This is a genomic window from Streptomyces sp. HNM0645 (assembly GCF_030056615.1).
Lineage (GTDB): Bacteria > Actinomycetota > Actinomycetes > Streptomycetales > Streptomycetaceae > Streptomyces > Streptomyces marianii.
Map to the genome: position 1 here is coordinate 37588 of NZ_JASHLT010000044.1, position 13180 is coordinate 50767.

The following is a 13180-nucleotide window of genomic DNA, read 5'->3' on the forward strand; positions in this document are numbered from 1 at the left end:
CAGCAGAACCTGCCCGGGGCCAACGATGCCCAGGAGCGGACCGGTTCAGTGGTGCAGGATCTTCGAAAGGAAGTCCTTGGCCCGGTCGCTGCGCGGGTTGCTGAAGAATTCCTCCGGCGTGGCCTCTTCGACGATCTTGCCGTCGGCCATGAAGACGACGCGGTTGGCGGCGCTGCGCGCGAAGCCCATCTCGTGGGTGACGACGACCATCGTCATGCCGTCCCGGGCCAGCTGTTGCATGACCTCGAGGACCTCGTTGATCATCTCGGGGTCCAGCGCCGACGTGGGCTCGTCGAACAGCATGACCTTGGGGTTCATCGCCAGTGCCCGGGCGATCGCGACGCGCTGCTGCTGGCCGCCGGAGAGCTGCGCCGGGTACTTGTCGGCCTGCGAGCCGACGCCCACCCGGTCGAGCAGTCCGCGCGCCTTCTCCTCGGCGGCCTTCTTGTCCGTCCTGCGGACCTTCAGCTGGCCCAGCATGACGTTCTCCAGCACCGTCTTGTGCGCGAAGAGGTTGAACGACTGGAAGACCATGCCNGAGCCGACGCCCACCCGGTCGAGCAGTCCGCGCGCCTTCTCCTCGGCGGCCTTCTTGTCCGTCCTGCGGACCTTCAGCTGGCCCAGCATGACGTTCTCCAGCACCGTCTTGTGCGCGAAGAGGTTGAACGACTGGAAGACCATGCCGACGTCGGCGCGCAGCCGGGCCAGCGCCCTGCCCTCGTCGGGCAGCGGCTTTCCGTCGATCGTGATCGAGCCGGAGTCGATCGTCTCCAGCCGGTTGATCGTGCGGCACAGCGTGGACTTTCCGGACCCGGAGGGCCCGATGACGACCACGACCTCGCCGCGCGCGATCGTCAGGTCGATGTCCTGGAGCACATGCAGCGCGCCGAAGTGCTTGTTGACGTTGCTCAGTACGACCAGGTCCGTCGTGGCCGGCACGGCGTCCTCGGCGCCCTTGGTCACTGATACTCCGCTCATCGGCTTCTTGCTCCGTCCTCCTCGATTGGGAGGACCTTAATGAGGCACTGCGACCACCGTCATTACATCTGAGCGGAAATTGAGCATAACGATCCGGCTGCAACCGGACACACAGGGTGAACGGGACGGCGGTCGCTGTACCGGGTGGGTAACGAAAAACCCCAGGTCGCCGGTATCCCTCTTGACTCATGGTGGGCCTATCGGTCTTTATGCCCTGGTAACAACGCGAGAGCTACGCCCGCGAGGGGGGGCCACATGAGACTTCTGCTTGTCGAGGACGACGACCACGTCGCCGCGGCCCTGTCCGCGGTGCTCGCACGCCACGGTTTCCAGGTCACCCACGCCCGCAACGGCGAGGAGGCGCTGCAGGCCGTGCTCCCGGCGGCCGCCGAGGGCAGGACTCCCTTCGGGGTCGTCCTGCTCGATCTGGGGCTGCCGGACCAGGACGGCTACCAGGTGTGCGGGAAGATTCGGAAGCTCACCACCACGCCGGTGATCATGGTCACCGCGCGGGGCGACGTGCGCTCGCGCATCCACGGGCTGAACCTCGGCGCCGACGACTACGTCGTGAAGCCGTACGACACGGGCGAGCTGCTCGCCCGCATCCACGCCGTCAGCCGGCGTACCGCGCCCGGCGAGGAGGCCTCACCGGCCTCCGACAGCGCGCTCAGGCTCGGCGCGGTCACCATCGAACTGCCCACGCGCCGGGTCAGCGTCGAAGGGGCGGACGTCCAGCTGACCCGCAAGGAGTTCGACCTGCTGGCGCTGCTCGCGCAGCGGCCCGGTGTCGTCTTCCGCCGAGAGCAGATCATCAGCGAGGTGTGGCGCACCAACTGGGAGGGGACCGGCCGGACGCTCGAGGTACACGTGGCGTCGCTGCGTTCCAAGCTCCGCATGCCCGCCCTCATCGAGACCGTGCGCGGCGTCGGCTACCGCCTTGTCGACCCCGTCGTGTAAAGGCCCGCCCTCCCCTTGCGTACCCGTCTCCTCCCTCTCCTCATCGTCCTCATGGCGGGGGTCCTGCTCGCCCTGGGCTTCCCGCTCGCGGTGAGCCTGGCGGCCGCCGAGCAGCAGCAGGTGGTGGTCGACCGGCTGGACGACACGGCACGGTTCGCCGCCCAGGCCCAGTTCGTCACGGAGGGCGTGCCGGGCCGGGACGAGCGCCACACCACCCTCGAGGAGGAACTGACCCGCTACAACGACGTGTACGGGATCCACGCGGGCGTCTTCCACCGCAGCGGTGCCGCGATGGCCCGGGCCCCCTGGTACTGGGAGGTCCCGGACGCGGGGGTGGGCCGCCAGGCGTTCGCCGAGGCCCTGCTCGGCCGCCGCAGCCACGATCCACCGCAGGTCTGGCCCTGGCAGCAGGACGGCCGGATCGTCGTCGCCTCACCGGTGGTGCGCGACGGCGACGTCGTCGCGGTCGTCGTCACCGACTCGCCCACGGGGCAGCTGCGCTCGCGCATCCTGCGCGGATGGCTGATCATCGCGGCCGGCGAGTCCGCGGCGATGCTCGTCGCCGTGGGCGCGGCGTTCCGGCTCACCGGCTGGGTGCTGCGGCCGGTGCGCATCCTCGACGCCGCCACCCACGGCATCGCGACCGGCCGGATGAACTCCCGGGTAGCCGCTGCCGGGGGCCCGCCGGAACTCCAGCGACTGGCCCGGTCGTTCAACGAGATGGCCGACAACGTCGAGCTGGTGCTGGAGCAGCAGCGCGCGTTCGTCGCCGACGCCTCGCACCAGCTCCGCAACCCCCTCGCCGCCCTGCTGCTGAGGATCGAGCTCCTCGCCCTCGAACTGCCCGAGGGCAACGAGGAGATCGCCTCCGTGCGCACGGAGGGCAAACGGCTCGCCCGGGTCCTGGACGATCTGCTCGACCTGGCCCTGGCCGAGCACGCCTCCGCCGACATCCGCCTCACCGACATCGGTGAGCTGGCGGCCGAGAGGGTCGCCGCCTGGCGCCCGCTCGCGAAGGAGAAGGGCGTCCGGCTCAACGGACACGGTCCTGCCGTAACCGCCTGGGCCGACCCGATCGCGCTCTCCAGCGCCCTGGACGCCGTGATCGACAACGCGCTGAAGTTCACGCCCGAGGGGGAGGAGGTCACGGTCACGGCCTCGGCGGACGGCACGACCTCCACGGTCGTGGTCGCCGACGGCGGCCCCGGGCTCACGGAGGAGGAGCTCGCCCGGATCGGTGACCGCTTCTGGCGCAGTGGCCGCCACCAGAACGTGAAGGGCTCCGGCCTCGGACTCTCCATCACCCGCGCGCTGCTCTCGGCGGGCGGCGGCTCGATCGCGTACGCGCACAACGAACCGCGCGGACTGCGGGTGACGGTCACACTGCCGCGCCATCCGCCGACGGCCTGAGGCGGGGACCGGGCGGTCGGTGAGGGGCCGGCCGGCTGGCGAAGGGGGCGTGCTTCCCGGGGCCGGGCCCGGCTTGCGGGATACGACGGACCGGCGGTCCGTACGGGGCCGACTGCGGCAACGGGGGAACCGGCCTGCCGCCCGTGGACCGGCTCGCGTCCAGGCCGGCCGCTCCCGCGCCACCCCCTTGATCGTGTCGTGGTCGACGCCGTGCACGTTGCTCGGGACGTCGCCCTTGCCCGGGGCGGTCAGGACGGCCTTGTCGATACCGGGGCGGAGATGCTCCGACGGGCCCTCGCGGTCCCGCCACCTGCCCGGGTGGTCCGCGCCGCCCCTCAGCCCCGAGGGGACGGACGTCGGCCGGCGACACGGTGGAGCGTCGCCCCGCCGCGGCCGCCCTCGGCGGCCGGACCCGTGCCCCTGGCGCCTCGCCCTACGGCTTCACCGAGCTGTAGTAGCGGCGGGCCCCCTCGTGGAGCGGCAGCGGGTCCGTGTAGATCGCCGTCCGCAGGTCCACGAGCTGCGCCGGGTGGACCTCACGGCCGATCCGGTCCCGGCTCCTGATCACGGTCCGGGTGAACCGCTCGGTCAGCTCCGGGTCCGCCCGGTCCGTCGTGACGAGCAGATTGGCCACGGCGACGGTCTGCACCGGGGATTTGGCGCCCATCTGCGGATAGGCCTCGGCCGGGATCACCGCCGAGTGGTAGTGGCGCGTCGCGTCGCCCGTCGCGTGGACGCGGCTGATGAGCTTGTCGCCGACCGGGACCAGCCGTACGGGGAAACGTTCCGACAGCTTCTGGATCGTGCCGGTCGGCAGGCCTCCCGACCAGAAGAAGGCGTCCAGTTCGCCCCGCTCCAGCCGTCCCGGCAAGGTGTCGAGGCCGGCGGCCACCGGTTCGATGTCCCGGCGGGCGTCCAGGCCCGCGGCCGTGAGCACCCGGTCCGCTATGAGGCGGACACCGGAGCGGTCCTGACCGACGCCGACCCGCTTGCCGCGCAGGTCGGCCGGGGTCTCCACGGGTGAGCCCTGGGGCACGACGAGCTGTACGTAGTCGTCGTACAGCCGTGCGCAGCCGCGCAGCCGGTCGGCGCCGGTCCTGCCGTCGCGCCGGTACTTCGCCACCGCGTCGGCGGTCGCGATCGTGAAGTCGGCCTCGCCGCTCGCCACCCGGGCGAGGTTCTGCTGGGAGCCCTCGCTGTTGCGGAGCTCTATCGCGACCTTCGGCAGATCGTGGGCCAGGGCGTTCTTGAGGAGGTTTCCGTACCGCTGGTACACGCCGCTCTGCACGCCCGTGCTGAACGTGAGCCGGCCGCTCGGGCTGCTGTCGTCCATCGGCAGCAGCCACCACAGCAGCAGCCCGCACACGACGGCCAGCGCCGCGGAGCCCTGCAGGGCGCGGCGCCGGCTGATTCGGGACAGAGCGGGGAGCATGGCGCGATCCTGCCAGTTCACGCGCGGTGCTGGCCAGGCCCTCCCTTCGCCGCGCATGATCGGCTCTCCGTGTCCCGCCCACGGCTCTCCCCTCTCCCGCCCGGGCAACACGGGGGCGGGAGACGGCCGTCACCCCGTACCCTGGTGTGCGAGATGAGCGCGAAGACTTACGAGGTGCGCACCTACGGGTGCCAGATGAACGTCCACGACTCCGAGCGGCTGTCCGGCCTGCTGGAGGACGCCGGCTACGTCCGGGCGCCCGAGGGCACGGGTGAGGGAGAGGCGGATGTCGTCGTCTTCAACACCTGTGCGGTCCGGGAGAACGCCGACAACAGGCTGTACGGCAACCTCGGGCGGCTCGCCCCCATGAAGGCCCGGCGGCCGGGGATGCAGATCGCCGTCGGCGGCTGCCTCGCCCAGAAGGACCGCGACACCATCGTCGCGAAGGCGCCCTGGGTCGACGTCGTCTTCGGCACGCACAACATCGGCAAGCTGCCCGTCCTGCTGGAGCGCGCCCGAGTCCGGGAAGAGGCGCAGGTCGAGATCGCCGAGTCGCTGGAGGCGTTCCCCTCCACGCTGCCGACGCGCCGCGAGAGCGCGTACGCGGCCTGGGTGTCCATCTCCGTCGGGTGCAACAACACCTGCACGTTCTGCATCGTGCCCGCGTTGCGCGGCAAGGAGAAGGACCGCCGCCCCGGCGACATCCTCGCCGAGGTCGAGGCGCTGGTCGGCGAGGGCGTCTCGGAGATCACGCTGCTCGGCCAGAACGTCAACGCCTACGGCTCCGACATCGGCGACCGCGAGGCGTTCTCCAAGCTCCTCCGCGCCTGCGGGAGGATCGAGGGCCTCGAGCGGGTCCGCTTCACCTCCCCGCACCCGCGCGACTTCACCGACGACGTGATCGCCGCGATGGCCGAGACGCCGAACGTGATGCCGCAGCTGCACATGCCGCTCCAGTCCGGCTCCGACACGGTGCTCAAGGCGATGCGCCGTTCGTACCGGCAGGAGCGCTATCTCGGAATCATCGAGAAGGTCCGCGCCGCGATCCCGCACGCCGCCATCTCCACCGACGTCATCGTGGGCTTCCCCGGCGAGACCGAGGAGGACTTCGAGCAGACGCTGCACGTCGTGCGCGAGGCCCGCTTCGCCCAGGCCTTCACCTTCCAGTACTCGAAGCGGCCCGGCACCCCGGCCGCCGAGATGGACGGGCAGATCCCGAAGGAGGTCGTCCAGGCGCGCTACGAGCGGCTGGTGGCCCTCCAGGAGGAGATCTCCTGGGAGGAGAACAAGAAGCAGGTCGGCCGGGTTCTCGAGGTCATGGTCGCCGAGGGCGAGGGCCGCAAGGACGGTGCCACGCACCGGCTGTCGGGCCGTGCGCCGGACAACCGGCTGGTCCACTTCACCAAGCCCGCGGACGAGGTCCGTCCGGGCGACGTGGTGACCGTCGAGATCACGTACGCGGCCCCGCACCACCTCCTTGCCGAGGGCGAGACGATCTCCGTGCGCCGGACTCGCGCCGGTGACGCCTGGGAGAGGCGCAACGCCGCGCCGCAGCAGCCCGCCGGCGTGATGCTCGGCCTGCCGACGGTCGGCGTCCCGGCTCCGCTGCCCGCCCCGACGGGTGGCTGCTCGGCGGTCGGCTGACCCGGCAGGAACGCGGCGGGGCCGTGCCGCCGGGCGCCGTCGCGTCCGGCGGGCCCGGTAACCCGTGAGGCGCCCCGGAGCCCGTCGTGGCCGCCGCCGGGTGTCCGGGGCCGCGCGGGGCACGCTCACCGGTGCCGCGCCGGGCGTCGCGACGGCGCGAACGTCGGTCTGTTGCGGCACTAGGCTGCGATCATGCTTGTCGCCGCCGCCGTCTGCCCCAGCCCTCCGCTCCTCGTGCCCGACGTGGCCGCGGGCGCCGCGCCCGAGCTCGACGCGGCCCGGCACGCTTGTGCCGACGTGCTGGGTGTGCTGGCCGCCTCCCGTCCCGAGGTGCTGTTCGTGGTGGGCGCCGCGAGCCCCGGCGAGCGGCCCGGCATCCATGCCCCGGGGACGCCCGGTTCCTTCGAGGGCTTCGGCGTCGCCTCGCACGTGCGGCTGGGCGTCCCCGACGGGCCCGCGCCGGAGGGACGGCTGCCCGTGGCGCTGGCCGTCGGGGCCTGGCTGCTGGAACGTGCGAACTGGTCCCTCGCCCCGGTGGAGGGTCTCGCCGTGGACACCGGCCTCGCAGCCGCCCGCTGCGTGGAGACCGGCCGGGAGCTCGCCGCGCGGGCCCGGCGGGTCGCATTGCTCGTGATGGGCGACGGCAGTGCCCGCCGCACCCTCAAGGCACCGGGATACCTGGACGAACGCGCGGCGCCGTTCGACGCGGAGGCCGCCCGGGCGCTCGGAGCGGCGGACACCGCAGCGCTCGCCGGGCTCGACGAGTCCCTCGCGCGGGAGCTCCAGGTGGCCGGACGCGCACCGTGGCAGGTCCTCGCGGGAGCCGCCGAGGACGCCGGCCTGACCGGGCAGCTCCTCTACGAGGACGCCCCGTACGGCGTCGGGTACTTCGTCGCCGCCTGGTCCTGACACCGCGCGCCCACGCCGTCGGGGACGACCGCACCGGTCGGGGCGGCGGCCGACCGGTGCGCGCCCCGAGGCGCCGGAGCACTCGGACACCGCGACCGGGTGGCCGTCCGCCGTCGCACTCTCAGGAAGCCGGCGGCGGGGTGCCTTCGCCGCCCTTGTGCGTGCCGTCGTCCTTGTGCGTGCCGTCGTCCTTGTGGGTGAGGCGGCCCAGGGCCTCCTTGGCCTTGCCGGTACCCGACTCGATCTTGTCGCTGTACTTGCCCTTGGTCCGGTGGTCGACCGTCCGTGCGGCCTTGTCCAAACCGTGCTCGATCTTGTGCCCGTGGTGGTGGGCGAGGTCGGAGACCTTCTCCCTGGCGGGGGCGAGCTTGGCCTTCAGCGTGTCCATGATGCCCATGGGTCACCTTCGCTCATCAGGATCTACTTGCGGGCGCCTTCACCGGCTCCGTTGTCCGCGGCCTCGTCGACGGACTGCTGCTTCGGGATCTCGACCTGATCCGCCCCGGAGGACCCGTCCGACGGTCCGGCCCCGCCGGCCGCGCCGAAAGCCGCCGGAGCCTCCTCGGTGCCGGGCCCGGCACCGGTTGTGGCTTCGCCGTCGTCCGCACCCTTCTCGGACTCCACGGAGCCGGTGGCCTCGTCCGCCGACGCTTCCACTGGCTCCTTCACCTGCACAGCGTCCTTGGCAGGTTCCCCGGGGGCGCCTTCCTCGGCGCCGGCCGTCACACGGCCGGCCGTGCCTTCCTCGGACGGCGCCGCCACGGCCTCTTTGGCCTTCCGGCGAAACCTTGCAAAAACGCCCATATCTACTCCATAGCCTACTCGTGTGGGCGAGATTCCGCGTCGTCCGGGGCGTCCCATCGCTCCGCCCCGGCGGCGCCGGTTCAGTGACCGGCGACAGGAACCTCGCAACAGGCAACGACCCCGTGCAGGTGCCGTCACGTAGCTCGTTCGGGGACGGGCTGGGTCGTTTGCGAGACTGGGGCGGTGAGAAGCGCAGCCCCCGCACCGCGGGTCATCGCCGTCGTCGGTCCCACCGCGGCCGGCAAGTCCGATCTGGGCGTCCATCTGGCCCGGCAGCTCGGCGGCGAGGTCGTCAACGCCGACTCGATGCAGCTCTACCGCGGGATGGACATCGGGACCGCCAAACTGACGGAGGGGGAGCGCGGCGGGGTTCCGCACCACCTCCTCGACATCTGGGACGTCACCGAGGCGGCGAGCGTCGCCGAGTACCAGAAGCTGGCCCGTGGGGAGATCGACCGGCTGCTCGCCGAGGGTCGTACGCCCGTCCTCGTCGGGGGATCGGGGCTGTACGTGCGCGGTGCGATCGACGCGCTGGAGTTCCCCGGCACCGATCCCGAGGTCCGCGCCAGGCTCGAGGCCGAGTTGGAGGAGCGCGGCTCCGGGGTGCTGCACGCGCGCCTGGCCGGGGCCGACCCGGACGCTGCCCGTGCGATCCTGCCCAGCAACGGCCGGCGGATCGTCCGGGCCCTGGAGGTGATCGAGATCACCGGCCGGCCCTTCACCGCCAATCTGCCCGGCCACGACGCCGTGTACGACACCGTGCAGATCGGCGTCGACGTCGCCCGCCCCGAGCTCGACGAACGCATCGCGCTGAGGGTGGACCGGATGTGGGAGGCGGGTCTCGTCGACGAGGTACGGGCCCTGGAGGCCCAGGGGCTGCGGGCCGGGCGCACCGCGTCGCGCGCGCTCGGGTACCAGCAGGTCCTCTCGGCGCTCGCGGGGGAGTGCACCGAGGAGGAGGCACGCGCCGAGACCGTACGCGCCACCAAGCGTTTCGCGCGCCGCCAGGACTCCTGGTTCCGCCGGGATCCGCGCGTGCACTGGCTGAGCGGTGCCGCCGCGGATCGCCGGGAACTTCCGGGGCGCGCTCTCGCGTTGGTCGAACGACCGGTTACAGCCTGATCACGTGATGGCATCGGGACGCCACGGCCGTCATCCCGGTGCCTCGGGCCGTGCCATCATCGAGCATCGATCGACGAGTGGTCCGAGTTGGGAGGGCGCGTGGCGATGGAGGCCGGCCCTCGCGACAGAGAACAGCGGGCACGGAACGACCTGTCCCGGCTGAGCCCCGACGGTCCGGACGAGACCGTGGACCTGCTCGCGGACGACTCGGGAGCCGACGGAGCGGTCGAGGTGGAGCTGCGACCGCCCCGGCGCCTCAGGATCTGGCAGCTCGCGCCCATCGTGGGCCTCGCCGCCGTCGGTTCGCTGATGTTCGCGTTCCCGCTCGCGTTCGGTTCCGGGGACGGCGGTGCGGTGGTCGCCATGCTCGGTCTCCTGATCAGCTGCTGCGCCGCGGGCTGGGGCATGATGGCCGCCCGCCGCGTAGGCCACACCTGGCCGGGCCTGCCCGAGCGGAGCTCCGGAGAGCGCCCCGACTGGCGTGTGATCGCCCTGTACGTCGTGGTGGCCGCCGCCCTGGTCGCCCTCGCCGTCTGGCGTGTGGCCCGGCTCCGCTGAGTGTCCGGACCGCCCCTTACGATGGTCGGGTGACCAGCCACGCCACCCCGACCACGCCGTCGCTCTCGCCGATCGCCTTCCTGAAGGGCCACGGGACCGAGAACGACTTCGTGATCGTCCCGGACCCCGGCAACGAGATCGAGCTGCCCGCCTCCGTGGTCGCCGCGCTCTGCGACCGCCGCGCGGGCATCGGAGGCGACGGGCTGCTCCATGTCGTGCGCTCCGCCGCGCACCCCGAGGCGCGTTCCCTGGCGGGCGGGGCCGAGTGGTTCATGGACTACCGCAACGCGGACGGTTCGATCGCCGAGATGTGCGGCAACGGAGTGCGGGTGTTCGCCCGCTATCTGCAGCGGGCTGGCCTCGTCGGAGCCGGTGACCTCGCGGTGGCCACGCGCGGCGGCGTCAAGCGGGTGCACATCGACAAGGACGGTGACATCACCGTCGCCATGGGCCGGGCCCGGCTCCCCGAGGACGGTGTCACCGTCACCGTCGGCGGCCGCAGCTGGCCCGCCCGGAACGTGAACATGGGCAATCCGCACGCGGTCGCGTTCGTCGAGGACCTCGGCCACGCGGGCGGACTGTTCTCCGCCCCGCCGTTCACCCCGGCCTCGGTGTATCCGGACGGAGTGAACATCGAGTTCGTCGTCGACCGGGGCCCGCGCCACGTGGCCGTGCGGGTGCACGAGCGGGGCTCCGGCGAGACCCGATCGTGCGGCACCGGCGCCTGCGCCGTCGCCGTCGCGGCCGCGCGCAGGGACGGCGCCGACCCGGCCGTGACCGGTGCCCCCGTCACGTACACGGTGGATCTCCCGGGTGGCCGGCTGGTGATCACCGAGCACCCGGACGGCGAGATCGAGATGACCGGTCCCGCCGTGATCGTCGCCGAGGGCCACATCGACCCCGCCTGGCTCGAGGTCTCGGCCTGACCGGCGCTCCGCCGCGCCCCGCGGCCCGGGCCTCCGGCCGCGCTCCACGGCGTCTCCCACAGCACGGGTCGAACCGTCGACAGGAACGCACATCGCCTGAACCATCGCTCGAATGGGTGATCCGATTCACGCTGAGCGAGAGGTGAACTCGGCTACGTGGTGGGCTCGGTAGCATCAAGCACCGGCAGGGAGGGCACACCTGCTCCGCCCACCGCCGGTCGACGCTGCCGGAGGTGCCCCATGAGTGCAGAGGCCACCAACCCTGGTGCTCCCAGCCGCCGACGCGCCCGCTCCAGGCTCGACCTCCGTCGACTGGGCAGAGCCGCGCTGCTCGGTCCGACAGCACGGGACCGGGTCCCCGACGCCATCGGCCATGTCGCGGAGGCTCACCGAGCCCACCACCCCGACGCCGATCTGACGATCCTGCGCAGGGCGTACGTCCTCGCCGAGTCCTCGCACCGAGGGCAGTTCCGCAAGAGCGGTGAGCCGTACATCACGCACCCGCTCGCCGTGACGTTGATCCTCGCCGAACTCGGCGCGGAGACCACGACCTTGACCGCCTCACTCCTCCACGACACCGTGGAGGACACCGATGTGACACTCGACCAGGTGCGGGCGGAGTTCGGCGAGGAGGTCTGCTATCTCGTCGACGGCGTCACCAAACTGGAGAAGGTGGACTACGGCGCTGCCGCAGAGCCGGAGACCTTCCGCAAGATGCTCGTCGCCACCGGCAACGACGTCCGGGTCATGTCCATCAAACTCGCCGATCGGCTGCACAACATGCGCACCCTCGGCGTGATGCGCCCCGAGAAGCAGGCACGCATCGCCAAGGTCACCCGCGACGTGCTGATCCCGCTCGCCGAGCGGCTCGGCGTCCAGGCACTCAAGACCGAGCTGGAGGACCTGGTCTTCGCGATCCTCCACCCCGAGGAGTACGAGCGCACCCGTGCGCTCGTGGTGGAGAACGCCGACGCGGGTGACGCCCTGGCCGCCGTCGCCGAGAGTGCCAGAGCCGTCCTGCGGGACGCGGGCATCCCGGCCGAAGTCCTCGTCCGGCCACGGCACTTCGTCTCCGTGCACCGCCTGCGGCTCAAGCGCGGCGAGCTCTCCGGCACCGACTTCGGCCGCCTCCTCGTCCTCGTCGCCGAGGACGCCGACTGCTACGCCGCCCTCGGCGAACTGCACACCTGCTTCACGCCGTTGATCTCCGAGTTCAAGGACTTCATCGCCGCCCCCAAGTTCAACCTGTACCAGTCGCTGCACACGGCGGTCGCGGGCTCCGACGGCGCCGTGGCCGAAGTCCTCATCCGCACGCACCAGATGCACCGCGTCGCCGAGGCCGGTGTCGTCGCCCTCGGCAACCCGTACACGGCGGTGGACACCGCGGACGGAGGCGCTACCGCGGGCGACGCCTCCGGCGGGGCGGACGGCGAGCGGGCCGACCCGACCAGGCCGGGTTGGCTCTCCCGGTTGCTGGAGTGGCAGGAGTCGGCCCCGGACCCCGACACCTTCTGGACCTCGCTGCAGGCGGACCTCGCCGAGGACCGCGAGATCACCGTCTTCCGCGCGGACGGCGGCACCCTCGGTCTCCCCGCCGGGGCGAGCTGTGTGGACGCCGCCTACGCGCAGTACGGCGATGCGGCGCACGCCTGTGTCGGCGCCCGTGTCAACGGCCGGCTCGCCGCGCTGGCCACCCGGCTGGGAGACGGCGACACGGTCCAGCCGCTGCTCGCCCAGGACGCCGCCTCCGGACCCTCGCCGGACTGGCTCGACCACGCCCGTACGCCCGCGGCCCGGATCGCGATCACCAGCTGGCTCGCCGAGCATCCCGAGGCCGCCAAGCCGCAGGCCGCCGCGCCCCGGACGCCCGCGTCCCCCGGCGGGGGCCGGCGCGCCGCCGTGGACGCCGTGGCCGAGGCGCCGGGCATGCCCGACGCCACCGTCCGGCTCGCCGGGTGCTGCACCCCGGTGCCGCCCGACGTGGTCACCGGATTCGCGGTCCGCGGCGGCGCGGTCACCGTGCACCGCGGTGAGTGCCCGGGTGTGTCCCGCATGCGCGCCATGGGTCGGGAGCCGGTCGAGGTGCGCTGGGGCCGGGCGGCGGAGTGCCGCGTCACGCTGGTCGCCGAGGCGCTCGGCAGGCCCCGCCTCCTCGCGGATCTCACCGAAGCCATCGCCGCGGCCGGCGCGGCGGTCGTCTCCGCCACCGTCGAGCCGCCCAGCGAACAGCGCGTACGCCACACCTACACGCTCCAGCTCCAGGACGCCGCCGGGCTGCCCGCGCTGATGAGGGCGATGCGCGAGGTGGCGGGGGTGTACGACGTGAACCGCGCCCAGCACCCTGCCTCCGCCTGAGTCGCCCGCCGCCGTCCCCTCCGGGCCGGGGCGACGGCGCTGCTCCGGGCGCCTGACCCCTTTCGGGTGTGCGCGGAGCGTGCCG

At 72.5% G+C, this 13180-nt stretch carries 12 protein-coding genes; 8 read left to right on the forward strand and 4 right to left on the reverse strand.

The window, feature by feature from the left end; all coding sequences use genetic code 11:
* Window positions 1–45 precede the first annotated feature (45 nt).
* Complete coding sequence (locus QMZ92_RS26705) at window positions 46–939, reverse strand: amino acid ABC transporter ATP-binding protein (protein WP_502962147.1); 894 nt, start codon at window positions 937–939, stop codon at window positions 46–48.
* 294 nt (window positions 940–1233) lie between these two features.
* Between QMZ92_RS26705 and QMZ92_RS26710 the strand changes: the two genes are divergently transcribed.
* The gene (locus QMZ92_RS26710; RefSeq protein ID WP_138052732.1) at window positions 1234–1935 is read left to right on the forward strand and encodes a response regulator transcription factor; all 702 of its coding nucleotides are present in this window, start codon (window positions 1234–1236) and stop codon (window positions 1933–1935) included.
* A 15-nt stretch (window positions 1936–1950) separates the two neighbouring features.
* Entirely contained in the window at window positions 1951–3345 is a 1395-nt protein-coding gene (locus QMZ92_RS26715) for a sensor histidine kinase (protein WP_283300054.1), read from the forward strand.
* A gap of 433 nt (window positions 3346–3778) precedes the next feature.
* On the opposite strand, the gene QMZ92_RS26720 is transcribed toward QMZ92_RS26715, so the two are convergent.
* The gene (locus tag QMZ92_RS26720; RefSeq protein WP_283300055.1) at window positions 3779–4777 is read right to left on the reverse strand and encodes a TAXI family TRAP transporter solute-binding subunit; all 999 of its coding nucleotides are present in this window, start codon (window positions 4775–4777) and stop codon (window positions 3779–3781) included.
* Window positions 4778–4930: 153 nt separating this feature from the next.
* Between QMZ92_RS26720 and miaB the strand changes: the two genes are divergently transcribed.
* Together miaB and QMZ92_RS26730 are read left to right on the forward strand one after the other, a co-directional pair.
* Window positions 4931–6421, forward strand: a complete 1491-nt coding sequence (gene miaB / locus QMZ92_RS26725) for a tRNA (N6-isopentenyl adenosine(37)-C2)-methylthiotransferase MiaB (RefSeq protein ID WP_283300056.1) — start codon at window positions 4931–4933, stop codon at window positions 6419–6421.
* Window positions 6422–6613: 192 nt separating this feature from the next.
* Entirely contained in the window at window positions 6614–7330 is a 717-nt protein-coding gene (locus QMZ92_RS26730) for a class III extradiol dioxygenase subunit B-like domain-containing protein (protein ID WP_283300057.1), read from the forward strand.
* 121 nt (window positions 7331–7451) lie between these two features.
* On the opposite strand, the gene QMZ92_RS26735 is transcribed toward QMZ92_RS26730, so the two are convergent.
* Together QMZ92_RS26735 and QMZ92_RS26740 are read right to left on the reverse strand one after the other, a co-directional pair.
* Entirely contained in the window at window positions 7452–7727 is a 276-nt protein-coding gene (locus tag QMZ92_RS26735) for an antitoxin (protein WP_283300058.1), read from the reverse strand.
* 23 nt (window positions 7728–7750) lie between these two features.
* Window positions 7751–7999, reverse strand: a complete 249-nt coding sequence (locus tag QMZ92_RS26740; protein ID WP_283300059.1) for a hypothetical protein — start codon at window positions 7997–7999, stop codon at window positions 7751–7753.
* Between the two features lie 318 nt (window positions 8000–8317).
* On the opposite strand from QMZ92_RS26740, the gene miaA reads away from it, so the two are divergent.
* From miaA to QMZ92_RS26760, 4 genes are all read left to right on the forward strand, one after another.
* Window positions 8318–9256, forward strand: coding sequence for a tRNA (adenosine(37)-N6)-dimethylallyltransferase MiaA (gene miaA / locus QMZ92_RS26745; protein ID WP_283300060.1), 939 nt, complete (start codon window positions 8318–8320; stop codon window positions 9254–9256).
* Window positions 9257–9361: 105 nt separating this feature from the next.
* Window positions 9362–9814, forward strand: a complete 453-nt coding sequence (locus QMZ92_RS26750) for a hypothetical protein (RefSeq protein ID WP_283300108.1) — start codon at window positions 9362–9364, stop codon at window positions 9812–9814.
* Window positions 9815–9843: 29 nt separating this feature from the next.
* Entirely contained in the window at window positions 9844–10740 is an 897-nt protein-coding gene (gene dapF / locus QMZ92_RS26755) for a diaminopimelate epimerase (RefSeq protein ID WP_283300061.1), read from the forward strand.
* Between the two features lie 240 nt (window positions 10741–10980).
* On the forward strand, window positions 10981–13095 hold the full coding sequence (locus QMZ92_RS26760; protein ID WP_283300062.1) for a RelA/SpoT family protein: 2115 nt from the start codon (window positions 10981–10983) through the stop codon (window positions 13093–13095).
* Window positions 13096–13180: the final 85 nt, after the last annotated feature.

Coding starts and splice junctions, on each gene's coding strand:
- QMZ92_RS26710 (WP_138052732.1), top strand. CDS start 1,234: ATGAGACTTCTGCTTGTCGAGGACGACGACCACGTCGCCGCGGCCCTG.
- QMZ92_RS26720 (WP_283300055.1), bottom strand. CDS start 4,777: ATGCTCCCCGCTCTGTCCCGAATCAGCCGGCGCCGCGCCCTGCAGGGC.
- miaB (WP_283300056.1), top strand. CDS start 4,931: ATGAGCGCGAAGACTTACGAGGTGCGCACCTACGGGTGCCAGATGAAC.
- QMZ92_RS26730 (WP_283300057.1), top strand. CDS start 6,614: ATGCTTGTCGCCGCCGCCGTCTGCCCCAGCCCTCCGCTCCTCGTGCCC.
- QMZ92_RS26735 (WP_283300058.1), bottom strand. CDS start 7,727: ATGGGCATCATGGACACGCTGAAGGCCAAGCTCGCCCCCGCCAGGGAG.
- QMZ92_RS26750 (WP_283300108.1), top strand. CDS start 9,362: ATGGAGGCCGGCCCTCGCGACAGAGAACAGCGGGCACGGAACGACCTG.
- QMZ92_RS26760 (WP_283300062.1), top strand. CDS start 10,981: ATGAGTGCAGAGGCCACCAACCCTGGTGCTCCCAGCCGCCGACGCGCC.